Raw genomic sequence first — 25,819 nt, 5'->3', positions numbered from 1 at the left:
CGGAGTGGGAGCGCGGATGCGGGGGTGGTTGCTGGGGTGCGCCTTGGGGTTGGACGGGGGTGGTTGGGGGTGGCTGGGCGCCGTAGCGCGGGATGCGCGGTCGGAGGTGTGGCGGGTGCGCGGCCGGTGGTGTGGTGGGGGCCGAACCGGTGGGGCTGCGGTGGGTCGTAGGGTGGCCGCGTGTGTGAGAGACGTGTCTGGAGTCCCCCGGGCCCCTGTGACCTCGCGCGTAACCTCGGTGTGCTGCAGCGAGGGCCCAGGGATCCCGCGTTTCAGGTCGGCGCGGACGGCGCGTTCTGGCGGGCGAGCCGGACTCCGGCCGGGCCCGGGACCCTACGGATCGCGCGCAAGGGCGCGGAGGTCGAGGGGCGGGCCTGGGGGCCGGGGGCCGAGTGGCTGCTGGACGGGCTGCCCGCCCTGCTCGGGGCGGACGACGACCCGTCCGCGTTCGTGCCCCGCCATCGGCTCGTCCACGAGGCGCACCGGCGTCACCCCGGCCTCCGGCTCATCCGGACCGGGCTGGTCCTCGAGTCTCTGATCCCCTCGATCCTGGAGCAGAAGGTCACCGGGATTGAGGCGTACCGGGCCTGGCGGCTGCTGCTCCAGCGCCATGGCGAGCCCGCGCCCGGACCGGCGGAGGGGATGCGGATGCGGGTCATGCCCGATCCGCGGGGCTGGGCGCTGATTCCGTCGTGGGAGTGGCATCGGGCGGGCGTGGACACCAAGCGCTCGTCGACGATTCTGCGGGCGGTCCGGGTTGCTCGGCGGCTGGAGGAGGCCACGTCCATGGACCTTGCCGCTGCCTCGGCCCGGCTGCGGTTGATTCCGGGGATCGGGCCTTGGACGGCGGCGGAGACGTTGCAGCGCAGCAATGGGATGCCGGATGCGGTTACGGTTGGCGATCTGCATTTGCCGGGGATTGTCGGGTATGCGCTTTCGGGGGTGCGGGGGGCGGATGATGAGGCGATGCTTGAGCTTTTGGCGCCTTATGCGGGGCAGCGGTATCGGGCGGCGCGGCTGATTTTGTTGTCCGGGCGTATGCCGCCTCGGCGGGCGCCTCGCTTGGCGGTGCGGGACTTTCGGGGGATGTAGGGCCCTGCCATGGGGCGTGGTTGCCGTCGCCTTTGCCTTCGCCTTCGCCGGGGTGCGGGGCGGGTTGCCGTCGCCTTCGCCTTCGCCGGGTGCGGGGTGGGGGTGCCTCCGGCGGTGAGCCCCCACCCCGCCCCTTCCCGAAACGATGGGGCTCCGCCCCCTCGGCCCCCGCCGGGGCTCCGCCCCCGACCCCGCTCCTCAAGCGCCGGAGAGGCTGGGGTTGCGGGGCTCCGCCCCGGACCCCGCTCCTCAAACGCCGGAGAGGCTGAATTTCCGCTCCTCAAGCGTCGGAGAGGCTGGTTGCGCAGAGACGGGACTCCGCGCCTGCCCGGCTCCGCCCCGGGCTCGGCGGCTCCTCAATCGCCGGAGGGCTGGGTTCCCGCCGGGCAGGGCAGGTCCCGCCGGGCAGATCGGGTTCCCGCCGGAGGGGCCATGTTCTCGCCGTCGGCGGTTGGGGTGGTGGTGGGGAGGCTTGCCGTCAGGGCGTTACTGGTCGGATGAGAAGCGGACCGCTCCTGCCGGGATGTCGGCTCCGCACCACACCCGGACGCCGTCTCGTAGCTCGTTGTCGGGGCCGACGAGGGCGCCGTCGCCGACTACCGCGCCCTGGAGGACCGTGCGGGCGCCGATTCGGGCACCGGCGCCGACGAGGGAGTCGTGGACCTGGGCGCCCTCCTCCACGATGGCGCCCTCCAGCAGCGTGCTGCCGTCGATGCGCGCGCCCGCGCCCACCCGGGCCTGGGGGCCGATGACCGTACCGCCGGTCAGTTTGGCGTCGACCGCGACCGAGGCGCTGTCCAGGACGAGGCGGTCGCCGCAGCGGCCCGGCACGGCCGGGGAGGGGGCACGGCCCAGCACCAGGTCCGCGGAGCCGCGGACGAACGCCTGGGGGGTGCCCAGGTCGAGCCAGTACGTGGAGTCCACCATGCCCTGGAGGTGGGCGCCCTCCGCCAGCAGACCGGGGAAGGTCTCGCGTTCCACGGAGACGGGGCGGTCGGCGGGGATCGTGTCGATGACCGAGCGGTTGAAGACGTACGCGCCCGCGTTGATCTGGTCGGTGACGATCTCCTCGGGGGTCTGCGGCTTCTCCAGGAACGCGGTGACCCTGCCCCGTTCGTCCGTGGGCACCAGCCCGTACGCGCGCGGGTCCGGGACCCGGGTGAGGTGCAGGGAGACATCGGCGCCCGTCGTGCGGTGGTTGTCGACGAGGGCGCGGATGTCGAGGCCGGTGAGGATGTCGCCGTTGAAGATGAGCACCGGGTCGTCGGGGCCCGAGCGCAGCCGGGAGGCGACGTTGCGGATGGCGCCGCCGGTGCCGAGCGGTTCCTCCTCCGTGACGTACTCCAGGTGCAGGCCGAGCGAGGAGCCGTCACCGAAGTACGGCTCGAAGACCTCCGCCAGATAGGACGTGGCGAGCACTATGTGCTCGACCCCGGCGGCGCGGGCACGGGCGAGTTGGTGGGTCAGAAACGGAACGCCGGCCGCCGGGACCATCGGCTTGGGAGTGTGCACCGTCATCGGGCGCAACCGGGTTCCCTTGCCGCCGACCAGGAGGATCGCCTCTGGCGATGGCGTTGCTGGCGCATTGGTCACGTACGTCTCTGCTTCCTGCTGGGGCTCGCCGGTCGGCGGCCAGTGTATGCAGATCCCCGGACCGCGCCTGATCAGCGCCCCTGGAGGCGGGCGGCCGTCTTCCGCACCGACCCGAGCTTCTCGTAGAGACGCTTGCCGGGGCACTCGGTGGCAAAGCCGTCGCGGTGACCCGCGATCACATGGAGCTTTACGTTGGCGCCCTTTTTGTACTTGTTGCCGCCGCCCGACACCAGATGCGTCGTACCGCGCGGATTCCGCTTGAAGAGACCCAGCTTCCACGCGGTGAGCTTGGCGACGGCCTTCACGGCCTTGGCCGAGGGCTTCTTGGAGGTGAAAGTGCCGAGGACGGCGACGCCCATGCTGTTGGTGTTGAAGCCCAGCGTGTGCGCCCCGCGTACGGCTTTGGTCACACCGCCGGAGCGGCCTTCGTAGATTTTTCCGCACTTGTCGATGGTGAAGTTGTAGCCGTAGTCACGCCATCCCAGGCTCTGCACGTGGTAGCGGTAGATACCGCGCAACACGGAGGGCGCCTGTGAGCAGCTGTAGCTGTTGCCCGTCACGGTGTGGTGGATGAAGGCGACCTTCACGGTCTTGCTGTAGACGTGGCCCGTTTCACGGATCTTCTCGTCGGCGCCCCAGCCCGCGCGCGTGACGATGCCGGGCCGCGGCGCGCTGTAGCGGGCGGCACCCGCATTGGCCGTCTCGGCGTCGGCATCGGCATCGGTGTCGGTGTCGGTGTCGAGCGCGCTGGGCGGCGGAGTGGTGGTTACGGATACGGAGGGTCTGGGGGTCGGCTTCACGGACGACGTGGGGGGCGAGGACGATCCGGCGGACGGTCCCGACGGCCCGGAGGCCCCCCAGGACGGCCTTCCCGGCGAACCCACCGCCGTCGGCTTCGCACCCGGCACGCCGCCCCCTGACGCCGACGCCCCACCCCCCGCCGTCGTCGGCACCGGATGCCCCGGAAGCGCGCGGAGCGCGGCCCGGTCCGGCCCCGGCGGCCTCGGCGGCCCCGGTGGCGGGGGCTCACCCGGGTCGATCAGCTCCAGCCGCAGCCCGGACGGCAGGGCCGCCGCCCCCACATCCGCCGCCCCCGCGTCCCGCGCCCCCGCGTCTCCCGCCCGCGCATCTCCCGCCCGCGCGTCCCGCGCCCCCGCGTCTCCCGCCCGCGCGTCCCGCGCCCCCGTATCTCCCGCCCGCGCGTCCCCCGCCCCCGCCCCCGCGTCCGCCGTCGCCGACCGTTCCGGCCGCACCCGTGCCTGGACGGCGTCCGAGGCGCCGACCCACAGCGGCGCGGTGCCGCCGTGCGCCCGTGCGCTCCGGAGTTCGGGCGAGTCCGGGTCGGGGGCCTCATCCCCGTACCTCGACAGCTCGCGCCATGGCGACCACGCGCCGCCCACCGCGCGGGTGCGCACCTGCGCCCGGCCGCGGAGCTCAGCGGAGGGCCGGTCCCAGACGATGCCGACGAGCGAGAACGGCCGCACGCCCGACGCGGTGACGCCCCGCTCGACCGCGGCGTCACCGCGCCCGGTGGCCACGCCCCGGTCCGGCCCGCCGCCCGCGAGCGAGTGCGGCGGGCGCAGCGGCAGCGATCGCGTGGAGCCGACGGCGGCGGCGACGGCGACAGTCCGCTCGGTACGGGCGTGGGCGGGGCCGGGGTGCAGGGCGAGGGGAAGGGCGAGGGCGGCGGTGCACGCGACGCCGATCGAGGATGCCAGGTATGCACGCATGATTGAAATCGTCTACATAAGGGGACAAAGCTGTCCATTCGGAAGAGCGCACACGTCGCGGACCGTCCGGTGACCCGGACCCCACCGACCCCATCCGCGCCGCATCTTCGGCGCGTAGGCTTGCGCGGGTGAACGCCACCGATCGCACCCCTGCCGACCTGCTGGGATCCGCGCTCGACGCGGATCCCTCGCGCCCGCTCGTAACCTTCTACGACGACGCCACGGGCGAACGCGTCGAACTCTCCGTGGCCACCTTCGCCAATTGGGTGGCGAAGACCGCCAATCTCCTCCAGGACGATCTCGCCGCCGCGCCCGGCGACAGATGCGCACTACTGCTCCCCGCCCACTGGCAGACCGCCGTGTGGCTGGTGGCCTGTTCCTCGGTCGGGGTCCTCGTGGACATCGGGGGCGACCCGGCCTCCGCCGACCTCGTCGTCAGCGGCCCGGACAGCCTCAAGGAGGCGCGCGAGTGCTCCGGGGAGCGGGTGGCGCTGTCGCTGCAGCCGCTGGGCGGCCGCTTCCCGCAACTGCCGGAGGGGTTCGCGGACTACGCCGTGGAGGTGCCCAGCCAGGGCGACCGCTTCGCCCCGTACTCCCCCGTGGACCCGTATACGCCCGCGCTGGCCGTCGACGGTCAGGAGCTGACGAGCGCCGAGGTGGTGGAGCGGGCGGGCGCCGACGCCGCCGGGCGGGGGCTCGGACCCGGTTCGCGGATCCTGTCGGGGCTGTCGTACGGCACCTGGGAGGGGCTGTCGTACGGGCTGTACGCGCCGCTGGCCAGTGGCGGTTCGGTGGTGCTCTGCCGTCATCTGGACCGGCTGGACGAGAAGGGGCTGGCCGGGCGCAAGGAGAGCGAACGCGTCACCGCCACCACACCCTGATCCCACGCCCACGGCCACACCGACGTCCTGACCCGTCCGGCGGACCGAGAGCCGAGTCCACGGGCCGCGCCACCCACCCCGCGCGATGATCTACGGATACGTACAACCATGTACGGGCTTCGCATGTCTGTTCCGTTAATCGGTATCCCGGCATGCGATGCCGCTCCGCCCCCGGGCGGAAAACGGGTGGGAGGACGCGGACGTGACGACCGACAGCTCTGAGCCTGCGCCGAGACGCAGGCGCCGCTGGCCGCGCGTCCTCGCGCTGGGCGTGGCCTTGCTGGTGCTGTCGGTCGCCGGGGTGGGGTGGTGGTTCTACGAGCGCCTCGACGGCAATATCCGCACCGACACCCGGACCGCGAACGAGCTGAAGAAGTACGAGGCCGAGCGGCCGGTCTCGGTGGTGCGGGACGCGCAGAACATCCTGCTGATCGGCTCCGACAACCGGGGCGGCAAGGGCAACGGCAAATACGGCAAGGACACCGGCACCCAGCGCTCGGACACCACGATCCTGCTGCATCTGCAGGCCGGCGGGAAGAGCGCCACCGCCGTCTCCATCCCGCGCGATCTGATGGTGGACATCCCGGCCTGCGAAGGGCCGGACGGAAAGCGCACCCAGGCCCGGTTCGCCCAGTTCAACTGGGCGTTCGAATCCGGTGGCGCGGCCTGTTCGATCCGCACCGTCGAGAAGCTGACCGGGATCCGCGTCGACCACCACATGATCGTGGACTTCAGCGGCTTCAAGCGGCTGGTGAACGCGGTGGGCGGGGTGGAGATGTGCCTGAAGGAGCCCGTGGACGACGCCGAGGCACATCTGAAGCTGCCCGCGGGCCGTCAGGTCCTCCACGGCGAGCAGGCCCTGGGCTATGTGCGCGCCCGGTACAGCATCGGCGACGGCAGCGACACGGAGCGCATCGGGCGGCAACAGGAGTTCATGAGCTCGCTTGTGAAGAAAGTGCAGAGCAATGGTGTGCTGCTCAATCCCGCGAAGCTGTATCCGGTACTCAACGCGGCGACGTCCTCGCTGACCACGGATCCGGGCCTGGATTCGCTCAAAGATCTGTACGCTCTGGTGCGCGGGGTGCGGGACATCCCCCGGGACAAGATCCGCTTCCTGACGATTCCGCGGCAGCCCTACACGTACAACAAGAACCGCGATGAGCTCGTCCAACCCGATGCCGACCGGCTGTTCCGGCAGTTGCGGCTGGATCGGCCGGTGTCGGTGTCCCATGCCGTCACGGCTTCGACGGGCGGCGGACCCAAGGCCGCCGACCTCACCGGGTACCGGGGAACGACGGCGGCGCGCGGCATCTGCGAGTAAAAGGATCATAAGGGCGACCCATGATTCGTGAAGGATCGGATAAGGATTGGGCAGATTGCCCAGTTGTAGGGAAGTGGAATTTGTCACCGGCGTCGCTTGACGCTGATCTGGACGGATAGTGTGAGCGATCCGGTGCGCTCTACGAGGTGGCCGCGCACTGCGTAAGGACGGATGGAGCGCCTTGAGGGGGAGGCGCCGCGTGGCACCGACGGAGGACACAGGCGACCGTGGACGCGCAAGGCCCTGGCGGGGCGGGTGACTTCGACCCAGCCGATCAGTGGGTGTTCGACCCGAATACGGGGAACTACGAGCTGCGGCTGAATGCCGCCGAGACATCGGCGGACGACACCACGGAGCTGCGACGGGTCTCCAGATCATCGAGCGATGACGACGCCGTCGGCTCCGAGCCCAGAGGGCGCCGCCGCGCGGCCAAACGGGAGGCGGCGAAGGAGAAGGCGACGGGCCCGGTCAGCCGTCGCAAGCCGAAGCCGAAGAAGTCGAAGACGAAGAAGGCGCTCTACTGGGGCAGCGGCACTCTGGCCTTCCTGCTGGTGGGCGGTTCGGCCGCGGCGTACTTCGTCTATCAGCACCTGAACAACAACATCAGCAAGGTCGACGTCGGCGAGAACAACGCCGCGGTCTCCGACGGCCCGATGAACATCCTGCTGATCGGCACCGACCGCCGGGACGGCAAGGGGAACGAGGGCTACGGCGACGCGGGTAGCGTCGGCCACGCCGACACCACCCTGCTGTTCCACGTCTCCGAGGACCGGTCGAACGCGACGGTGCTGAGCTTCCCGCGCGACATGATCACCGACATCCCCGACTGCACCGTGAAGGAAGACGGCAAGGAGAAGACGATCCCGGGTGAGGAGGAGGTGCGGTTCAACACCAGTCTGGGACAGGAGGGCCGCAACCCCGGCTGCACCTGGCAGACGGTGGAGAAGCTCACCGGGCTGCAGGTCGACCACTTCATGATGGCCGACTTCAACGCGGTCAAGAGCATGTCCACGGCGGTCGGCGGGGTGGACATCTGCCTCGGCAAGGACATCAACGACCCCAAGTCGCACCTGAACCTGAAGAAGGGGCGGCACACGGTCCAGGGCGAGCAGGCCCTGGCGTTCGTCCGGACCCGGCACGCCGTCGGCTTCGGCGGCGACCTGGACCGGATCAAGCTCCAGCAGCAGTTCCTGAGCTCGCTGATGCGCAAGATGAAGGCCAGCGGGACGCTCACCAGCCCGGGGAAGATGTGGGACCTGGCCCAGACGGCCACCAAGGCGCTCACCGTGGACACCGGGATCGGCACCGTCTCCAAGCTGGCCTCGCTGGGGAAGAACCTGAGCAAGGTCGATCTCAAGAACGTCACCTTCGCGACCGTTCCGGTCGTCGACAACACCGACGGTGCGACCGTGCTGCTCGACAAGACCAAGGCCGAGCCGCTCTTCTCGATGGTCCGGCAGGACGTCTCGCTGACCGAGGTCAAGAAGAAGGAGAAGGCGGCCAAGGACGAGCAGGCGGCGCGGCTCAAGGGGCCGAAGGCCGATCCCGCCGACGTCCGGGTCAAGGTGCTCAACGGCAGTGGGCAGTTCGGCGCCGCCCAGGAGACCGTCGACTGGATGCAGAACACCGAGGGGATGTCCCGCACCAGCAACGGCGGAAACGCTCCGTCAGAACTGAAGAAGACGACGCTGGAGTACGCTCCCAACCAGGCCGACCAGGCGCGTCGGCTGGCCGACAGCATGGGGCTGCCCGCCTCCGCCATGAAGGAAGGCACGAAGGACGCCGAGCCGATGGCGGAGATGACCCTGACGCTGGGCGCGGACTTCAAGGGCGCCGGCACACCGATCTCCGCCCCGTCGAAGGCGCCGAAGGACATTCAGAGGGTCGAGGCCGACGACAAGGACGTCTGCGCCAAGTGACCGTCGCCGGCCAGCGGATCCACCCTCGTCCATCGGGCCGGACGACAGAGAGACTGCGGGGAGGGCCCGATGCGGGAGAGCAGTGTGCGGGGGGAGAGAGGGCGGCGGGCCACCGTTCCCGAACCACGTGAGCAGGGTGAGGACGACAGCCCGCCGAAAGGGGAGGGCCCCGCGTCGCACGGCGCGGGGCGCCGGCCGGGTGGTCAGGGGCGGCCGAAGCGGAGCCGCGGGGTACGGATCCTGCGCTGGACCGCCCTGACGCTGGCCGTGCTGGTGCTCGGCGCGGCCGGCGCCGGATACTTCTACTACGAACACCTGAACGGCAATCTGAAGAAGGAGGATCTGGACCTCGGCGACAGCAAGATCGGCAAGCCCGAGCCCAACGCCGCCGGACAGACCCCCCTCAACATCCTGCTCATCGGCTCCGACAGCCGGAACACCGCGGAGAACGTCAAGCTGGGCGGCGCCAAGCAGGACGCGGACCGCAAGCCGCTGGGCGATGTGCAGATGCTGGTGCACGTCTCTGCCGACCGCGCCAACATGTCGGTGGTCAGCATCCCGCGCGACACCCGGGTGACCATCCCCCAGTGCACCGATCCGCACGACGGCACGGTGTATCCGAAGACCGAGGGGGCCATCAACCAGTCGCTCCAGCACGGCGGTCCGGGCTGCACGGTCGCCACCTGGAAGGAGCTCACCGGCGTCTACATCGATCACTTCATGATGATCGACTTCTCCGGGGTGGTCTCCATGGCGGACGCCATCGGCGGCGTCCCGGTGTGCGTGGACAACAACGTCTACTCCCATGACAGCAAAGGCCATGGCTCCGGGCTGAAGCTGACCAAGGGCACCCACAACGTCAAGGGCGTCCAGGCCCTCCAGTGGCTGCGCACCCGCTACGGCTTCGAGGACAACAGCGACATCGGCCGGGCCAAGGCCCAGCACATGTATATGACGTCGATGATCCGCCAGCTGAAGTCGGGCACCAAGCTCAGCGACCCGGGCAAGCTGATGGACCTCGCGGAGGCCGCCACCGACGCGCTGACCGTCGACCACGGCCTCGGCACCGTCAAGAAGCTGTACGACCTGGGCAATGACCTCAAGCGGGTGCCGACCAAGCGCACCACCATGATCACCATGCCCTGGGAGTACGGCGGCGGCGGGGAGTACGTACTGCCCAAGCCGGGCGACGCCGAGCAGACCTTCTCGCTGCTGCGCAACGACATAAGCCTGGACGGCAAGGACAAGAAGAAGCCCGACGCCACCCCGGCACCCACCGCGCCCAAGGAGCAGATCCCGGTGGTGGTGCAGAACGGCACCGCCAGCACCGTCCTCGGGCCGGTCTCCGGCCGGGCCGCGGTCATCACCTCCGAACTGGCGCGGCTGGGCTACGCCAAGGCCACCGCGAACACGGTGCTCATCTCGCAGGCCGACACCACCGTCCTCTACCCGGACGAGCCCCGGCAGGGCGACGCCCTGGCCGTGGCCAAGGCGCTGAAGCTGCCGAAGTCCGCGGTGAAGTCGTCGAAGTCGGTGCAGGAGGTCACCCTGGTGGTCGGCAACGACTGGCGCGAGGGGACCGCCTATCCGAAGGCGGCGGTGGACGACGGCGACAAGACGCCCAAGAGCGCGGACGCGCTCAACGGCGAGGAGAAGGGCTGCATGAAGGTCAACCCGGGCTACACCTTCTGACGCACCCGAGCCTCGTCGGACGCCCCGTCACGCATGCGGAGGGGCCGGACCCGCACCGGGTCCGGCCCCTTCGGCGTACGAGGCGTACGAGGCGTACGAGGCGTCGTTGGCGTACGAGGCGTACGGGCGCCGCTACCGCGCCATGACCGCCGGGCGGCGACTGGCGATGACCTTCTTGGCGAGCGCCCGCGGACTGGTCAGAAAGCCCCAGCCCCACGACATGTGCATGGTCGCCAGCGCCACCGGGATCCGCAGCCGGGCCGTCACCGGAAGCCCCTTGCCCGCCGGGAGCGAGCCCGCGACGATCGCGGCCAGATAGCCGCCGGGGATCACGAAGCCCCACGGGGTGACGGCCGCGCCCAGCACGATGCCCGCCGCGATGGCGACGACGGCGGTCGGCGGGGCGAGGTAGCGCAGGTTGATCGAGCCCTGGTGGAAGCGGGCCACGACATGGCGCCAGCGGCCGTAGTCCTTGTACTGCTTGGCCAGGGCCCGCACGTTCGGCCGCGGCCGGTAGGAGACCTTCAGCTCGGGCGAGAACCAGATCAGCCCGCCGGCCTCGCGGATCCGGAAGTTCAGCTCCCAGTCCTGGGCGCGGATGAACTCCTCGTTGTACCCGCCCTGCTGCTCCAGCGCCTCGCGCCGGAAGACGCCCAGATAGACGGTCTCGGCGGGGGCCGCCTCACCGCCGGTGTGGAAGGCCGCGTTGCCCACCCCGATCTTGGAGGTCATGGCGGCGGCGACGGCCTTCTCCCAGTCGTTCTCGCCCTCGGCGTGCATGAGCCCGCCGACGTTCTGCGCGCCGGTCTCCTCCAGGAGCCGTACGGCGGTCGCGATGTAGTCGGGCGAGAGCATGCCGTGGCCGTCGACCCGGACCACCACCGGATGGCGGGACGCCTTGATCGCCGCGTTCAGGGCGGCGGGGGTGCGGCCCGTGGGATTGGGGACCGTATGCACCCGGGGGTCCTCCGCCACCAGTTCGGCGGCGATCTCGTCGGTGCGGTCCGCGGACGGGCCGAGCGCGATCACCACCTCCATCTCACCGTCGTACTCCTGCTCCAGGATGTGCCGTACGGCATTGCGCAGATGGCGTTCCTCATTGAGCACCGGCATGATCACGGAGACGGCCGGGAGCTGATGCGGGGGCATGGCACCTCGGGGTTCGGGGGCCGGGCCCCAGGAAACTGGGGGTGGGGGCCCCAAAGGACTGCGGTTTCCGGGCCACGTTACCGCGAATGGGGGACACCGGAACGCGCCGCCCGGGTGGCAGCGCCCCGTACGGGCGGCGTGGGGCCGTCAAGGCGATCGTCGTATGGGCCTACGGTGAGGCGGTTCCGCCCAGCCCGCCGAAGTTCACGGAGGTCCCCGGAGTGAGTGCACCGGTCCGGTCGCCGCGCCCGTCGCGCCCCCGCTCCCGCCGCCCCCGCTGGGGGCTGCGGCTGGCCACGGGCGGCGCCTGTCTGGTGCTGGCGGTCAGCGGCATCGGGCATCTGCTGGTCAGGGAGCTCGATTCCGGGATCCACCGGGTGGATGCCTTCGGCGGCCTGGACAACCGGCCGAAGAGCGCCGGCGGGGGCGTCAACTTCCTCGTGGTCGGCACAGACGGCCGGGAGAAGATCACGCCTCGGGAGAAGGCGCTGTACCGGCTGGGCGGAGCCCCCTGCCGCTGCACCGACACGATCATGCTGATGCATCTGTCGGGCGACCACCGCCGGGTCAGCGCGGTCAGCCTGCCCCGCGACTCGTACGCCAGGATCCCCGCGTACACCGACGCCACCGGCAAGCGCCATCCGAGCCATCCGCGGAAGCTGAACGCCGCGTACGCCGAGGGCGGGCCGAGCCTGACCGTGCGCACCGTGGAGCATCTGACCGGCGTCCACATCGACCACTACCTCGAGGTGGACTTCACCAGCTTCATGAAGACGGTCGATGTGCTCGGCGGGGTGAAGATCTGCACCGCCCGGCCGCTCAAGGACGACCACACCGGTCTTGACCTGCCGGCCGGCACCCATGTGCTGAACGGCGGCCAGGCGCTGCAGTACGTCCGCTCCCGGCATGTGGACGGCACCTCCGACCTGGGCCGGATCCAGCGGCAGCAGCGCTTCATGGCGGCCGTGGTCCACCAGACCACGGCCGGGGGCATCCTGCTCAACCCGGTGCGGTTCAACCGGGTGGCCGGGGCCCTCCTGGGCTCGGTCCGCGCCGACCACGGCTTCGGCGCGGAGGACATGGTCGCCCTGGGGCGGGCGATGAGCGGGGTCTCCCCCGCGTCCTCGGAGTTCGCCTCGGTCCCGGTGGTGCTGCCCGGTGTGGCGGTGAAGGGGGCCGGCTCCACGCTCCGCTGGAACCAGGCCGGGGCCGAGCGGCTCTTCACCACCCTCCGCGAGGACCGGCCGCTCGTCACCCACCGCCCGAAGCGGGTCCGGGCCACCCCGGTGGACGTGGACCCGGCCCGGGTCCGGGTGCATGTGCTCAACGGCACCGATACGACGGGGCTCGCCCGCCGCGCGGACCGCGCGCTGCACGCCACCGGCTTCGCCACCACCGGCTCCCCCGCCGACGCCGCGACCCCCGACGTCCGGCACACGGAGATCGCGTACGACCCCGTCTGGGACCGCTCGGTGCGCTCACTGGCGGCCGCGCTGCCCGGGGCCCGGCTGAAGCCGGTGGCCGGGCAGGGCGCGGTGATGCAGATCACGCTCGGCGCGGACTACAAGGGCGTACGGCCGGTCCGGGTCGAGGCGCCGAAGACCGACACCGCCGGGTTCGGGGCCGTCACCGGCGACGAGGTCGTCTGCCCCGAGGGCGGCACCACCCGCTCCCTCTGACCTCTTCGGGTCACGGCCGGCCGGCGCCGGCCCGGGGTCACGGCCGGGGTCGGCGCCGACCCGGGGGTCACGGCCGGTCGGCGCCCTCGGTGGCGTCGTCGGCGCGCCCGGCGGTGTTTCGCCGGGCGCGGAGTTCCTTGATCGCGCGGCGGCGGGCCAGCCGGTGGGTCCGGCGGATCTCGGCCTCCTGGTAACGCCGCTTGTCCCGCTCGCTCTCCGGGATGACCGGGGGCACCGGCCGGGGCTTGCCGTCGGCGTCGACGGCGGCGAAGACCAGATAGGCGCTGCCGACCTGGGTGGCGGGCGTGGACTCGTTCCACCGCTCGGCCAGCACCCGCACCCCGATCTCCATGGAGGACCGGCCGGTCCAGTTGACCTGGGCCTTCACATGGACGAGGTCGCCGACTCTGACCGGTTCGAGGAAGGCCATCTCGTCCATCGACGCGGTGACCGCGGGCCCCTCGGAGTGGCGTCCGGCGACCGCTCCCGCGGCGTCGTCCACCAACTTCATGATCACGCCGCCGTGGACGGTCCCGAGGAGATTGGTGTCACTACCGGTCATGATGTGTGACAGCGTGGTGCGAGAGGCGGAGGTGGGCTTTCCCGGAAGCTCCGGTTCCGCACCCTGGGCCTGTTTGGTCATGTCGTCCACCTTATGCGGACCAGATTCTTATCAGGTCTGCAACAGCCCTGCCGCGATCCGGCACCCGCCCTGTAATGCGACCCACCCGACCAGGCACACTGCATTGCATGAGCGAATGGCCCCAGGGAAGGTCCGGCGACGGTAGCGGCCGGTACGGACGTGGTAGCGGCAGCGCCGAGCCGGAAGGGGCTCGTGCCATGCCACAGGTGAGACGCGGCGCGCCCGGTCCGGGCGGTCCGGGCGGTCCGGGCGGTCCGGGCGGTCCGGGCGGTCCGGGCGGTCCGGGCGGTCCGGGCGGTCCGGGCGGTCCGCCGTACGACGAGCCACCGCTGCCGCCCGGTCTCTCACCCCACGGCACCGTTCCGCGACAGCAGGCGTCCCAGGGCTATGACGACTACGACGACGGTTACAACACCGGTCAGGTCTACGGCCGCGGCGACGGCGGACCGGGCGGCGGCGGCCCCCACGGCCCCGGTGGCCCCGGCGGCCCCGGCCCGCGTCCGGTGAGGCCGAAGAACTGGAAGCGCCGGATAACCATCGGCCTGGTCACCCTGGTCGTCCTGCTGCTCGCCGTCGGCATCGGCACCTACATCTGGGCCGACTCCAAGCTCCGCAACGAGGTGGACCTCAGCAAGGTCGAGGACCGGCCCGGCGGCGGCAAGGGCACCAACTACCTGATCGTGGGTTCGGACAGCCGCGAGGGCATGTCCGACGCGGACAAGAAGAAGCTGCACACGGGCTCGGCCGACGGCCGCCGCACCGACTCCATGATCCTTCTCCATGTCGGTGACAACGGCAACACCATGGTCAGCCTCCCGCGTGACTCCTGGGTCACCATCCCGGCCTTCACCGGCTCGGAGAGCGGCCGGCGGATCCCGCAGAGCCAGAACAAGCTGAACGCCTCGTACTCCTCCGAGGGCCCCGGACTGCTCGTCCGCACGATCGAGTACAACACCGGTCTGAAGATCGACCACTACGCGGAGATCGGCTTCGACGGCTTCGCCAACCTGGTGGACGGCGTCGGTGGCGTCGATATCGACGTCCCGCAGGACATGAAGGACAAGAAGTCCGGCAATGACCTGAAGAAGGGCAAGCAGACGCTGAACGGCCAGCAGGCGCTCGCCTTCGTCCGGCAGCGCTACGGCCTCGCGGGCGGCGACCTGGACCGCACCAAGAACCAGCAGAAGTTCCTGTCCGCGCTGGCCAACAAGGCGGCCTCGCCGAGCACGATCATGAACCCGTTCAAGCTCTACCCGACGATGGGCGCCGGCCTGGACAACCTGGTCGTCGACAAGGACATGAGCCTGTGGGACGTGAAGGACATGTTCTTCGCGATGAAGAGCGTCTCCGGCGGCGACGGCAAGCAGATGAACATGCCGATCTCCAACCCCGGCCTGGCCACCTCCAAGGGCAGCGCGGTGCAGTGGGACATGGCCAAGGTCAAGCAGCTGATGGGTGAGCTGAAGAACGACGACAAGGTCACCGTCTCCAGCAACTGATCCGGACCAGTCCGGACCACCACAGAAGACCGCTGCCGGGCCCGTCGGGCCCGGCAGCGGTCTTTGGTCTTTCGAAGACTACGGAGGGAGGGACTACGGAAGGTTGCGCGCCATCACGATGCGCTGAACCTGATTCGTGCCCTCGTAGATCTGCGTGATCTTGGCGTCCCGCATCATCCGCTCGAGCGGGTAGTCACGGGTGTAGCCGTAGCCACCGAGCAGCTGGACGGCGTCCGTGGTGATCTCCATCGCGGCGTCGGAGGCGTAGCACTTGGCCGCGGCGCCGAAGAACGTCAGGTCCTCCTTGCCGCCCCCGAGGGACACCCGCTCGGACCGGGCCGCCGCCGCGTAGGTGAGCTGCCGGGCGGCCTCCAGCTTCATCGCCATGTCGGCGAGCATGAACTGGACGCCCTGGAAGTCGCCGATCGGCTTGCCGAACTGCTTGCGCTCCTGGACGTACCCCTTGGCGTAGTCGAGCGCGCCCTGGGCGATGCCGAGGGCCTGGGCGGCGATGGTGATCCGGGTGTGGTCGAGGGTCTTCATGGCGGTGGCGAAGCCGGTGCCCTCGGCGCCGATCATCCGGTCGGCGGGGATGCGGACGTTGTCGAGGTAGACCTCGCGGGTCGGGGAGCCCTTGATGCCGAGCTTCTTCTCCGGGGCGCCGAAGGAGACGCCCGGGTCGGACTTCTCGACGACGAAGGCGGAGATGCCCTTGGAGCGCTTCTCGGGGTCGGTGACGGCCATCACCGTGTAGTACTCGGAGACCCCGGCGTTGGTGATCCAGCGCTTGACGCCGTTGAGCACCCAGAAGTCGCCGTCGCGGACCGCCTTGGTCTTCATCCCGGCCGCGTCCGAGCCCGCGTCCGGCTCGGAGAGGCAGTACGAGAACATCGCGTCGCCCTTGGCGAGCGGGGCCAGGTACTTCTTCTTCAGCTCCTCGGAGCCGGAGAGGATGACCGGCAGCGAGCCCAGCTTGTTGACCGCGGGGATCAGCGAGGAGGAGGCGCAGACCCGGGAGACCTCCTCGATGACGATCACCGTGGCCAGCGCGTCCGCGCCCGAGCCGCCGTAGGACTCGGGGACGTGCACCGCGTGGAGATCGTTCGTGACGAGGGCGTCCAGCGCCTCCTGGGGGAAGCGGGCCTCCTCGTCGACCTCGGCGGCATAAGGGGCTATCTTCGCCTCGGCGAGAGAGCGGACGGCGTCCCGGAGCATGTCGTGCTCCTCGGACGGCCGGTACAGGTCGAAGTCGTTCACCGAGGACGTCAAGCCTCTCACTCCCCAAGAGTGCTAACTACCGTTAAGTAACTGAATTCTAGAGGCGACGCCTCGGTAGGTATACGTGAGTTACCTGACAGAGTCGGCTGAGCCCGTCCGCCGGTCCCGACTATGCTCAGGCACCGCATCTGCGATCGACCGTTCTGGAGCACTGCATGGCCCTCAAGATCACCGTGATCGGCACCGGCTACCTCGGCGCCACCCACGCAGCGGCCATGGCGGAGCTGGGCTTCGAGGTGCTGGGCCTCGACATCGTGCCCGAGAAGATCGCGATGCTCACCCAGGGCCGGGTGCCGATGTACGAACCCGGGCTCGAGGAGCTGCTGCGGCGGCACGTCGTGGGGATCGAGGGGTCCAGCGGGCGGCTGCGCTTCACCACCTCCTACGAGGAGGCCGGGGAATTCGGCGACATCCACTTCATCTGCGTGAACACCCCGCAGAAGCACGGCGAGTACGCCTGTGACATGAGCTATGTGAACTCCGCGGTGGAGTCGCTGGCCCCGCATCTGCGCCGCCCTGCGCTGGTCGTGGGCAAGTCCACGGTGCCGGTCGGCAGCGCCGACCTGCTCGCGGCCCGGCTGGCCGAGCTGGCCCCGGTGGGGGCGGACGCGGAGCTCGCCTGGAACCCGGAGTTCCTGCGCGAGGGATTCGCTGTCCAGGACACCCTGCACCCGGACCGGATCGTGGTCGGCGTCGCGGGCGACCGGGCCGAGAAGCTGCTCCGCGAGGTGTACCAGACGCCCATCGGCGAGGGCTCGCCCTTCGTGGTGACCGACTTCCCGACCGCCGAGCTGGTGAAGGTCGCGGCCAACTCCTTCCTGGCGACCAAGATCTCCTTCATCAACGCGATGGCCGAGGTCTGCGAGGCCGCGGGCGGCGATGTGGTCAAGCTCGCCGAGGCCATCGGCTACGACGAGCGCATCGGCAAGAAGTTCCTCCGGGCCGGGATCGGCTTCGGCGGCGGCTGTCTGCCGAAGGACATCCGGGCCTTCATGGCGCGCGCCGGTGAGCTCGGCGCCGACCAGGCGCTGACCTTCCTCCGCGAGGTCGACTCGATCAACATGCGGCGCCGCGGCCATATGGTCGAGCTGGCCCGCGAGGCCGTCGGCGGCGCCTTCCTGGGCAAGCGGGTCGCGGTGCTGGGCGCGACCTTCAAGCCGGACTCCGACGACGTCCGGGACTCACCCGCGCTCAATGTGGCCGGGCAGATACAGCTCCAGGGCGCTCAGGTGACCGTCTTCGACCCCAAGGGCATGGAGAACGCCCGCGCCCTCTTCCCGACCCTCGCCTACGCCCCGACCGCGGCCGCGGCCGCGGAGGGCGCCCATGCGGTGCTGCACCTCACCGAGTGGCGCGAGTTCCGCGAGCTGGACCCGGCGAGCCTCGGCACGGTCGTCGCCGAGCGCCGCATCCTCGACGGGCGCAACGCGCTGGACCCCGACGTCTGGCGGGACGCCGGGTGGACCTACCGGGCGCTCGGGCGCCCGATGGCGTGAGGCCGCGGTAAGGCTCCCTGTTCGGCGGGCCCGGCGTGAGGCCTCCTGTTTCAGGGGGCCGCTCGTCACGGGGCCGCTCGTCGCGGGGCCGCTCGATGTCGGGCGTCGGTGCCGTTCGGTTACTCGGCAGCGTCCGGCCCGGCGGCGTCCAGTTGGTCGATCGTCGCGATGGACGGGCCGCGTGTGGTGTGCGCCGCGCGTGCCGCGGCTTCCGCGCCGCGCAGCGTACGGACCGCGTTCTGCCAGGTCAGCTTGGCCAGATCGGCCGATGACCAGCGGCGGTCGAGGAGTTCGGCCACCAGGTTCGGATAGCCCGCGACATCGCCCAGGCCCTCCGGGGTGAAGGCGGTGCCGTCGAAGTCGCCGCCGATGCCGATGTGGTCGACGCCCGCCACCTCGCGCATGTGGTCGAGGTGGTCGGCGACGGTCGACACGGTGGCCATGGGGCGCGGGTTGGCCTCCTCGAAGGCGCGCTGCACCTTCATCGCGGCGGGCGTCATCTCCAGCGGATGCAGCCCATGGGCGCGCATGTTCTCGTCCGCCTCCCGGGTCCAGGCAACCGCCTCCGGCAGCACGAACTTGGGCACGAAAGTGGCCATCGCCACCCCGCCGTTGGCCGGGAGCTGGGCCAGGACGTCGTCCGGGATGTTCCGCGGGTGGTCGCACACGGCGCGCGCGGAGGAGTGCGAGAAGACCACGGGCGCCTCGGTCACCCGGAGCGCGTCCCGCATGGTGTCGGCCGAGACATGGGAGAGGTCGACGAGCATGCCCAGGCGGTTCATCTCACGCACCACCTCCTCGCCGAAGCGGGTGAGGCCGTGAGCCTTCGGCTCGTCGGTCGCCGAGTCGGCCCAGGGGACATTGTCGTTGTGGGTGAGCGTCATATAGCGCACACCGAGGTCGTAGAGGGTGCGCAGGGTGGCCAGGGAGCAGTTGATGCTGTGCCCGCCCTCGGCACCCATGAGGGAGGCGATCCGGCCCTCGGTCCGGGCCGCCTCCATGTCGTCGGCGGTGAAGGCGGGGCGCAGGTCGGTCGCGTACCGGTCGGTGAACCGGCGGACGACGTCGATCTGTTCGAGGGTGGCGCTGACCGCCGTGTCGCCCTGGAAGTCGGAGCGGACGAATACTGACCAGAACTGGGCGCCTACGCCGCCGGCCCGTAGGCGGGGCAGGTCCGTGTGGGTGTAGGCGGTGAGGTCGGTGGCCATGTCGCGCTGGTCGAGGTCGTAGCGGACCTGCTCGCGCAGGGCCCAGGGGAAGTCGTTGTGGCCGTCCACGATGGGGTGGGTGGCCAGCAGGTCGTGGGCTTGCGCGAGGTGATCGGTCATGTTCGTAGTTTCGCGTGGGGTGGCGTCGAAGTCACGTGTTGTGGGCGCGAGTGGGGTGGGTGGGGTGGGTGGGGGTCTGCGGTGGGGTGCGCCTGCGGTGGGGTGCGCCTGCGGTGGGCTGTGCCCCACCCCGCCCCTTCCCGAAACCGGGGGCTCCGCCCCCGGGCCCCCGCCGGGGCTCCGCCCCGGACCCCGCTCCTCAAACGCCGGAGGGGCTGGGAGTTACCCCGGAGGGGCTTAATTCCCGCTCAGTGGCCGAAGCCGAACGAGCCCGCCCCGTCCACCTTCGCCCGCAGGCGCTTGCCCTTCTCCGTGGCCTGGGCGTTGAGTTCGTCCTGGAACTCGCGCATCCGGGCCTGGAGTCCGGCGTCGTGCGCGGCCAGGATGCGGGTGGCGAGCAGTCCCGCGTTGCGGGCGCCGGCTACGGAGACCGTGGCCACCGGGACCCCCGCGGGCATCTGGACGATCGACAGCAGGGAGTCCATGCCGTCCAGGTACTTCAGCGGGACCGGCACCCCGATGACCGGCAGCGGGGTGACGGACGCGAGCATGCCGGGGAGGTGGGCGGCGCCGCCCGCGCCCGCGATGATCGCCTTGAGGCCGCGGTCCGCCGCGTTCTCGCCGTAGGCGACCATCTCGCGCGGCATGCGGTGTGCCGAGACGACATCCACCTCGTACGGGACCTCGAACTCGTCGAGGGCCTTGGCCGCTTCTTCCATGACGGGCCAGTCGGAGTCGGAGCCCATGACGATGCCGATCACAGGAGCGCTCATTCGGTGATGGTCCCTCGGAGGTAGTCGGCGGCGTGGCGGCCGCGCTCGCGGACGTCGGCCAGGTCGTCGCCGTAGGTGTTGACGTGGCCGACCTTGCGCCCGGGCTTCACGTCCTTGCCATACATATGGATCTTGAGCGCCGGGTCGCGCGCCATGCAGTGCAGATACGCCCCGTACATGTCGGGGTAGTCGCCGCCGAGCACATTGGTCATCACCGTCCACCGGGCGCGTGTGCGCGGGTCGCCCAGCGGGAGGTCGAGCACGGCCCGTACGTGGTTGGCGAACTGGGAGGTGACGGCGCCGTCCTGGGTCCAGTGGCCGGAGTTGTGGGGGCGCATGGCCAGCTCGTTGACCAGCAGCCGGCCGTCGCGGGTCTCGAAGAGCTCGACCGCGAGATGGCCGACCACCCCGAGTTCGGCGGCGATCTTCAGCGCCATCTCCTGCGCCTGGCCGGACAGTTCCTCGGAGAGGCCGGGGGCGGGGGCTATCACGGTGTCACAGACCCCGTTCACCTGGATCGACTCCACGACGGGGTAGGCGACGGCCTGGCCGTGCGGGGACCGTACGACATTGGCGGCGAGCTCGCGGGCGAAGTCGACCATCTCCTCGGCGAGGACGGGAACGCCCGCGCGGAACGGCTCGGCCGCGTCCTCCAGACCGCGGACGACCCAGACGCCCTTGCCGTCGTAGCCGCCGCGCACCGTCTTGAGGACGACCGGGAAACCGTCGCCCTCGGCCGCGAATCGCGCCACGTCCTCGGGGTCGGCCACGATGCGGTGGCGGGGGCACGGCACACCGGCCGTACGCAGCCGCTCGCGCATCACACCCTTGTCCTGGGCGTGCAGCAGCGCCTCGACTCCGGGGCGGATGACCACGCCGTCCGCTTCCAGGGCGCGCAGATGCTCGGCCGGGACATGCTCGTGGTCGAAGGTGACCACATCACAGCCCTGTGCGAAGGCACGAAGGGTGTCCAGGTCGCGGTAGTCGCCGATGACGACATCGCTGACCACCTGGGCCGCCGAGTCCTGCGGGGTGTCACTGAGCAGCTTGAACCTGATGCCGAGGGGGATGCCCGCCTCATGGGTCATACGGGCGAGCTGGCCGCCGCCGACCATGCCGACTACCGGGAATGTCACCCTCCCAGGGTAACTTCCCCCTTCGACCGGCCCTGACCTGCGTTGGAGGAACCTCCAGACAATCCGCCGGGCCCAGCCTCGCGGCCTGAAGGGCGCGAGGCGCGGCCGCTGGTTAGCATGGGGGGATTGATGACGCCGACGGACGGGGCTGAACGATCACCATGAGTGAACGGAGCACACTCGGTGGGCTGCGTGCCCGGATGGGGCAACTGACCCGCGAGATCGCGAAGTTCGGGGTGGTCGGCGGTGCCGGCGTCTTCGTCAATCTCGCGGTGTTCAACCTGGTGCGCGGGGTCTCCGAACTCCCCGTGGTGCGGGCCAGCATCGTGGCCACGGTGGTCGCCACCGGCTTCAACTACCTGGGATACCGGTACTTCACCTACCGGGATCGCGACAAGCAGGGCCGCACCAAGGAGCTCAGCCTCTTTCTGCTGTTCAGCGCCATCGGCCTGATCATCGAGAACGGTGTGCTCTACACCGCCACCTATGGCTTCGGGTGGGACAGCTCACTCCAGAGCAATGTGTTCAAGTTCGTCGGTATCGGCCTGGGCACCCTCTTCCGCTTCTGGTCCTACCGGACCTGGGTGTTCCGGACGCTGCCGGCGCGGGAGGCCGTCGAGCGCGCGGAGGCCTTCCTGTCCGAGGCGCCGCCCGCCCAGGCCACCCGGAAGCAGCCGGTCCGGAAGTAGCCGGCCCGGAAGTGGCGTCCAGCGGCCCGGCAGGGCCGGTAGCGCCCAGCAGCACGGCAGGGCCCCTCAGGAGGGCGAGGGGTCCTCGGCCTCCCGGCTGAGGAAGAGCGCGAACACCGGCGGATGCTGCTGGAGCAGCTCCAGACGGCCCCCGTCCGCCTCCGCCAGGTCCCGCGCCACGGCGAGCCCGAGCCCCGTGGAGTTGCGTCCGCTGACCGTCCGCTCGAAGACCCGCGCCCCCAGGTCCGGCGACACTCCCGGCCCCTCGTCGGAGACCTCCACCACGGCCTGGTTGCCGGTGACGCGCGTACGCAGCGCGACCGTGCCGTCACCGTGCATCAGCGAGTTCTCGATCAGTGTGGCCAGCACCTGGGCGACCGCGCCCGGGGTGCCGACCGCGCGCAGCCCCTTCTTGCCCGAGCGCACGATCGCGCGGCCCTCGCTGCGCGAGGCCGGGCGCCACTCCTCGATCTGCTGCTTGACGACCTCGTCCAGGTCGAAGGCGACCGCGGAGCCGCTGCGCGGATCGCGCGAATTGGTCAGCAGCCGCTGGACGACATCGGTGAGCCGCTCCACCTGGCCCAGCGCGATCGTCGCCTCCTCCTTGACCGTCTCCGGGTCGTCGGTGAGCGTGATCTCCTCCAGCCGCATCGACAGCGCCGTCAGCGGCGTACGGAGCTGATGGGAGGCATCGGCGGCCAGCCGGCGCTCGGCGGTGAGCATCCGGGCGATGCGCTCGGCGCTCGCGTCCAGGACATCGGCGACCCGGTCCAGCTCCGGCACCCCGTAGCGCCGGTGGCGCGGCCGGGGGTCCCCGGAGCCCAGCCGCTCGGCGGTCTCCGCGAGATCGGTGAGCGGGGCGGAGAGCCGGTGCGCCTGGCGTACGGCGAGGGCCACCGCGGCGAGCACGGCGAGCAGCGCCACCGCCAGGATGATCAGCATGGTGCGGCCGATCTCGCGGCTCACCGTGGAGCGGGACGCCTCGACCCGGACGACCTCGCCCTGCTCCCCCGGCTCCTCGGCGGAGATGACACTGCCCGTGGGGCGCTTGCCGATCTTCACCGTGCGGTGGTCGGGCATCCTGATCACGGCGTAGCGGCCGGGCTCGATCTGCTCGCGCAGCACTCTGGGGGTGACCCCCTCGCCGCCCAGCAGCCTGCTGTCGACGATGCTGACCAAGCGCACCGCGTCGGAGCTCACGCTCTCCTGGGCGCTGTTCTCGATGGTCCGGGTCTCGACGATGACCAGCGACAGCCCGAAGACCGCGATGACGACGAGCACCACGGCCAGGGTGGAGTTGATCAAGCGACGGCGCATTTCCCTACCGTGTCAGCTCTGGTCAGCTTTTCTCGAATCTGAAGCCGACGCCGCGGACGGTGGCGATATAGCGGGGGTTGGCCGCATCGTCACCGAGCTTCTTGCGCAGCCAGGAGATGTGCATGTCGAGGGTCTTGGTGGAGGACCACCAGGTGGTGTCCCACACCTCGCGCATCAGCTGATCGCGGGTGACCACCCGCCCGGCGTCGCGCACCAGGACCCGCAGCAGATCGAACTCCTTGGCGGTCAGCTGGAGCTCCTCGTCGCCCATCCAGGCGCGGTGCGACTCGACGTCGATCCGCACCCCATGGGTGGCCGGCTGCTGTTGCTGCGTCTCGACGGCGCCGCGCCGCAGCAGCGCCCGGACCCGGGCGAGCAGCTCGGCGAGCCGGAACGGCTTGGTCACGTAGTCATCGGCACCGGCGTCCAGGCCGACCACCGTGTCCACCTCGTCCGCGCGGGCCGTGAGCACCAGCACCGGAAAGCCATGGCCCTCCGTACGGAGCCGACGGCAGACCTCGAGCCCGTCCATCCCGGGCAGGCCGAGGTCGAGGACGATCAGATCGACGCCTCCTTGCAGACCGGCGTCGAGCGCGGTGGGTCCGTCCTCACGCACCTCGACCTCGTACCCCTCACGGCGCAGGGCGCGGGCGAGCGGCTCCGAGATGGATGCGTCATCCTCGGCGAGCAGTACTCGGGTCATGGGGGTGATGGTAGTCCGCTGAGGTCGGGGCACGGGGCGCGTACGGCGCGACGGACGGAGCACGAAAGGTTGCACGCCTCGCTCGTGAGGTATCTCTCACCGTTCCCAAAGGTGTCAAGAGCGTGTCGTATGGTGAAACAACGTCTGCAGCACTCCTCCGGGGCCTTTGGTGGCGACGACGCACCCAAAGGTCTCTGTCATGTCCGGAGCGGGACGAGGTTGGCACGACCGGCCAGGCCCACATCCGGCGCTCAGTCGCTCAGCCAACCCCCATGGGCGCTGGCCCCGCCGGCAGCGCTCCCTGAGCACGCAAGGAAAGCACCATGGCGTCCAGCCTGACGAAGGGCGCCACCGCGCAGGGGACCCCTGCCGGCGGCAAAACCTTCTTCGGCCACCCCCGCGGCCTGGCCACTCTCTTCATGATCGAGATGTGGGAGCGGTTCAGCTTCTACGGCATGCGGGCCCTCCTCGTGGTCTATCTGATCTCCGGTGGCCCGGACGCCAAGGACGGCGGGCAGGGCGGCGGGCTCGGGATGACCGAGGGCAACGCGGTGGCCATCTACTCGGTGTACCTGGCCATGGTCTATCTGCTGGCCATGCCGGGCGGCTGGTTCGGCGACCGGGTCTGGGGTCCGCGCAAGACGGTGGTGATCGCGTCCGGCATCGTCATGGCCGGGCATCTGGCGCTCTCCGTCCCCGGCCAGGCGACCTTCTTCGCCGGCCTCGGCCTGGTGGCGCTCGGCTCCGGTCTGATCAAGGCCAATATCTCGACGATGGTCGGCCAGCTCTACGACGGTCCGCAGGACCCGCGCCGGGACGGCGGCTTCACCATCTTCTACATCGGCATCAACCTCGGTGCCTTCGCCGCTCCCCTGGTGATCGGCACCGTCGGCCAGTCGTACAACTGGCACCTGGGCTTCGCGCTCGCCGCCCTCGGCATGGCGCTGGGCCTGGTCCAGTTCCTGATCGGCACCCGCCACCTGAGCGCGGAGAGCAACGTCGTCCCGACCCCGCTGGCCGCCGAGGAGCGCCGCTCCTGGCTGCGCAAGGCGATGATCTGGCTGATCGTGGCCGCGGTCTTCTACACCGGCGTGGTGCTCAGCGGCAGCTGGACCCTCAACTGGGTGCTGATCCCGATCACCATCCTCGGCCTGATCATCCCGACCGGGGTGCTGATCCGGATCAAGCGCGACCGGGAGCTCTCGGCGGTCGAGCAGACCAAGGTGAGCGGCTACATCTGGTTCTTCGTGGCCGCCGCCGTGTTCTGGATGATCTACGACCAGGGCGGTTCGACGATGTCGGCCTTCGCCGACTCCAAGACCGCGGACACGATCTTCGGGCTGCACTTCCCGTCCTCGTGGTTCCAGTCCGTCAACCCGCTGATGATCATGGCGCTGGCGCCGGTCTTCGCCTGGCTGTGGCTGTGGCTGGCACGGCGTGACCGGGAGCCGAACACCACGCTGAAGTTCGCGATGGCCCTGGTCCTGGTCGGCGCCTCGTTCTTCGTCTTCGTCGTGCCGATGGGGATGGCCGGGGACGGGACCAAGGTCAGCCCGCTGTGGCTGGTGTCGATCTACATGATCCAGACGATGGGTGAGCTGTGCCTGTCGCCGGTCGGCCTGTCGGTGACCACCAAGATGGCGCCGGCGAAGTACGCCAGCCAGATGATGGGCGTGTGGTTCCTGGCCGTGACCGCGGGCGACTGCGTCACGGGCCTGCTGTCCATCGCCGGGGTCGACCTGAGCGGGGTCGGGGTGATCGGGCTGGAGGCGACGATGGCGGCGCTCGCGGGCTTCGCGGTCTTCATGTACCGGAGGAAGGTCGTGGCGTTGATGGCCGACGTCCACTGACGTCCGTAAGGACGCCTTGAGACGCTCACGAGGGGCCCGGCGCGGGTGATC

Annotated in this window: 20 protein-coding genes; 10 read left to right on the top strand and 10 right to left on the bottom strand. The window is 70.4% G+C overall.

All coding sequences use genetic code 11. From position 1 onward, the window contains the following. Positions 1–180 precede the first annotated feature (180 nt). Complete coding sequence (locus JK364_RS49970) at positions 181–1,092, top strand: DNA-3-methyladenine glycosylase family protein (RefSeq protein ID WP_201858133.1); 912 nt, start codon at positions 181–183, stop codon at positions 1,090–1,092. Positions 1,093–1,578: 486 nt separating this feature from the next. Here the strand turns inward: JK364_RS49970 and manB are convergent, their stop codons facing one another. Further along, positions 1,579–2,685, bottom strand: coding sequence for a mannose-1-phosphate guanylyltransferase (manB, locus tag JK364_RS49965; protein ID WP_201858132.1), 1,107 nt, complete (start codon positions 2,683–2,685; stop codon positions 1,579–1,581). Positions 2,686–2,756: 71 nt separating this feature from the next. Then, the gene (locus tag JK364_RS49960) at positions 2,757–4,415 is read right to left on the bottom strand and encodes a peptidoglycan recognition protein family protein (protein WP_201858131.1); all 1,659 of its coding nucleotides are present in this window, start codon (positions 4,413–4,415) and stop codon (positions 2,757–2,759) included. Positions 4,416–4,543: 128 nt separating this feature from the next. On the opposite strand from JK364_RS49960, the gene JK364_RS49955 reads away from it, so the two are divergent. The 4 genes from JK364_RS49955 (at position 4,544) to JK364_RS49940 (ending at position 10,228) form a co-directional block, all read left to right on the top strand. Then, entirely contained in the window at positions 4,544–5,296 is a 753-nt protein-coding gene (locus JK364_RS49955; protein ID WP_201858130.1) for a TIGR03089 family protein, read from the top strand. Positions 5,297–5,498: 202 nt separating this feature from the next. Continuing rightward, positions 5,499–6,617, top strand: coding sequence for an LCP family protein (locus tag JK364_RS49950; RefSeq protein WP_201858129.1), 1,119 nt, complete (start codon positions 5,499–5,501; stop codon positions 6,615–6,617). 227 nt (positions 6,618–6,844) lie between these two features. Then, positions 6,845–8,536, top strand: coding sequence for an LCP family protein (locus tag JK364_RS49945; protein ID WP_201858128.1), 1,692 nt, complete (start codon positions 6,845–6,847; stop codon positions 8,534–8,536). A gap of 69 nt (positions 8,537–8,605) precedes the next feature. Beyond that, positions 8,606–10,228 (top strand): LCP family protein, encoded by a 1,623-nt coding sequence (locus JK364_RS49940; protein ID WP_201858127.1) that lies wholly within the window; start codon positions 8,606–8,608, stop codon positions 10,226–10,228. Positions 10,229–10,360: 132 nt separating this feature from the next. On the opposite strand, the gene JK364_RS49935 is transcribed toward JK364_RS49940, so the two are convergent. Then, entirely contained in the window at positions 10,361–11,377 is a 1,017-nt protein-coding gene (locus JK364_RS49935; protein WP_201858126.1) for a glycosyltransferase family 2 protein, read from the bottom strand. 221 nt (positions 11,378–11,598) lie between these two features. On the opposite strand from JK364_RS49935, the gene JK364_RS49930 reads away from it, so the two are divergent. After that, a complete protein-coding gene (locus JK364_RS49930; RefSeq protein ID WP_201858149.1) occupies positions 11,599–13,056 on the top strand; it encodes an LCP family protein in 1,458 nt (485 codons plus the stop codon). Between the two features lie 67 nt (positions 13,057–13,123). Here JK364_RS49930 and JK364_RS49925 read toward each other — a convergent pair whose 3' ends face one another. Beyond that, positions 13,124–13,699, bottom strand: coding sequence for an acyl-CoA thioesterase (locus JK364_RS49925; protein WP_201858125.1), 576 nt, complete (start codon positions 13,697–13,699; stop codon positions 13,124–13,126). A 107-nt stretch (positions 13,700–13,806) separates the two neighbouring features. Here JK364_RS49925 and JK364_RS49920 point away from each other — a divergent pair, with 107 nt between their 5' ends. After that, positions 13,807–15,198, top strand: coding sequence for an LCP family protein (locus JK364_RS49920; RefSeq protein WP_201858124.1), 1,392 nt, complete (start codon positions 13,807–13,809; stop codon positions 15,196–15,198). A gap of 93 nt (positions 15,199–15,291) precedes the next feature. Here JK364_RS49920 and JK364_RS49915 read toward each other — a convergent pair whose 3' ends face one another. Continuing rightward, a complete protein-coding gene (locus JK364_RS49915) occupies positions 15,292–16,467 on the bottom strand; it encodes an acyl-CoA dehydrogenase (RefSeq protein ID WP_269146440.1) in 1,176 nt (391 codons plus the stop codon). Between the two features lie 164 nt (positions 16,468–16,631). On the opposite strand from JK364_RS49915, the gene JK364_RS49910 reads away from it, so the two are divergent. Next, a complete protein-coding gene (locus JK364_RS49910) occupies positions 16,632–17,972 on the top strand; it encodes a UDP-glucose dehydrogenase family protein (RefSeq protein ID WP_201858123.1) in 1,341 nt (446 codons plus the stop codon). 119 nt (positions 17,973–18,091) lie between these two features. On the opposite strand, the gene JK364_RS49905 is transcribed toward JK364_RS49910, so the two are convergent. The 3 genes from JK364_RS49905 to JK364_RS49895 all read right to left on the bottom strand — a co-directional run bounded on the left by JK364_RS49905 (position 18,092) and on the right by JK364_RS49895 (position 21,209). Continuing rightward, positions 18,092–19,300 (bottom strand): dipeptidase, encoded by a 1,209-nt coding sequence (locus tag JK364_RS49905; protein WP_201858122.1) that lies wholly within the window; start codon positions 19,298–19,300, stop codon positions 18,092–18,094. 248 nt (positions 19,301–19,548) lie between these two features. Next, positions 19,549–20,073, bottom strand: coding sequence for a 5-(carboxyamino)imidazole ribonucleotide mutase (gene purE, locus JK364_RS49900; protein ID WP_201858121.1), 525 nt, complete (start codon positions 20,071–20,073; stop codon positions 19,549–19,551). Next, positions 20,070–21,209 (bottom strand): 5-(carboxyamino)imidazole ribonucleotide synthase, encoded by a 1,140-nt coding sequence (locus tag JK364_RS49895; protein WP_201858120.1) that lies wholly within the window; start codon positions 21,207–21,209, stop codon positions 20,070–20,072. Before JK364_RS49895 ends, purE begins: the two co-directional genes overlap by 4 nt. A gap of 161 nt (positions 21,210–21,370) precedes the next feature. Between JK364_RS49895 and JK364_RS49890 the strand changes: the two genes are divergently transcribed. After that, on the top strand, positions 21,371–21,898 hold the full coding sequence (locus tag JK364_RS49890) for a GtrA family protein (protein ID WP_201858119.1): 528 nt from the start codon (positions 21,371–21,373) through the stop codon (positions 21,896–21,898). A 66-nt stretch (positions 21,899–21,964) separates the two neighbouring features. On the opposite strand, the gene JK364_RS49885 is transcribed toward JK364_RS49890, so the two are convergent. Both JK364_RS49885 and JK364_RS49880 read right to left on the bottom strand, forming a co-directional pair. Beyond that, positions 21,965–23,215 carry a sensor histidine kinase gene (locus tag JK364_RS49885; RefSeq protein WP_201858118.1) on the bottom strand — a complete coding sequence of 417 codons (1,251 nt, stop codon included), beginning with the start codon at positions 23,213–23,215 and terminating at the stop codon, positions 21,965–21,967. Positions 23,216–23,237: 22 nt separating this feature from the next. Beyond that, positions 23,238–23,918: a response regulator transcription factor gene (locus JK364_RS49880; RefSeq protein WP_020870789.1), complete on the bottom strand. Its 681-nt coding sequence runs from the start codon at positions 23,916–23,918 to the stop codon at positions 23,238–23,240. A gap of 323 nt (positions 23,919–24,241) precedes the next feature. Between JK364_RS49880 and JK364_RS49875 the strand changes: the two genes are divergently transcribed. Continuing rightward, complete coding sequence (locus JK364_RS49875) at positions 24,242–25,768, top strand: peptide MFS transporter (RefSeq protein ID WP_201858117.1); 1,527 nt, start codon at positions 24,242–24,244, stop codon at positions 25,766–25,768. Positions 25,769–25,819: the final 51 nt, after the last annotated feature.

The organism is Streptomyces endocoffeicus, from assembly GCF_016741935.1.
GTDB classification, from domain to species: domain Bacteria; phylum Actinomycetota; class Actinomycetes; order Streptomycetales; family Streptomycetaceae; genus Streptomyces; species Streptomyces endocoffeicus.
The sequence above is the reverse complement of the archived record's forward strand: the minus strand, read 5'-3'. Positions and strand labels throughout refer to the sequence as shown.

Bases quoted from the DNA above. Each gene is read 5' to 3' on its own strand.
- JK364_RS49880 (WP_020870789.1), bottom strand. From the start codon at position 23,918: ATGACCCGAGTACTGCTCGCCGAGGATGACGCATCCATCTCGGAGCCG.
- JK364_RS49920 (WP_201858124.1), top strand. From the start codon at position 13,807: ATGAGCGAATGGCCCCAGGGAAGGTCCGGCGACGGTAGCGGCCGGTAC.
- JK364_RS49885 (WP_201858118.1), bottom strand. From the start codon at position 23,215: ATGCGCCGTCGCTTGATCAACTCCACCCTGGCCGTGGTGCTCGTCGTC.
- JK364_RS49905 (WP_201858122.1), bottom strand. From the start codon at position 19,300: ATGACCGATCACCTCGCGCAAGCCCACGACCTGCTGGCCACCCACCCC.
- JK364_RS49910 (WP_201858123.1), top strand. From the start codon at position 16,632: ATGGCCCTCAAGATCACCGTGATCGGCACCGGCTACCTCGGCGCCACC.
- purE (WP_201858121.1), bottom strand. From the start codon at position 20,073: ATGAGCGCTCCTGTGATCGGCATCGTCATGGGCTCCGACTCCGACTGG.
- JK364_RS49925 (WP_201858125.1), bottom strand. From the start codon at position 13,699: ATGACCAAACAGGCCCAGGGTGCGGAACCGGAGCTTCCGGGAAAGCCC.
- JK364_RS49940 (WP_201858127.1), top strand. From the start codon at position 8,606: ATGCGGGAGAGCAGTGTGCGGGGGGAGAGAGGGCGGCGGGCCACCGTT.
- JK364_RS49890 (WP_201858119.1), top strand. From the start codon at position 21,371: ATGAGTGAACGGAGCACACTCGGTGGGCTGCGTGCCCGGATGGGGCAA.
- JK364_RS49935 (WP_201858126.1), bottom strand. From the start codon at position 11,377: ATGCCCCCGCATCAGCTCCCGGCCGTCTCCGTGATCATGCCGGTGCTC.
- JK364_RS49960 (WP_201858131.1), bottom strand. From the start codon at position 4,415: ATGCGTGCATACCTGGCATCCTCGATCGGCGTCGCGTGCACCGCCGCC.
- JK364_RS49875 (WP_201858117.1), top strand. From the start codon at position 24,242: ATGGCGTCCAGCCTGACGAAGGGCGCCACCGCGCAGGGGACCCCTGCC.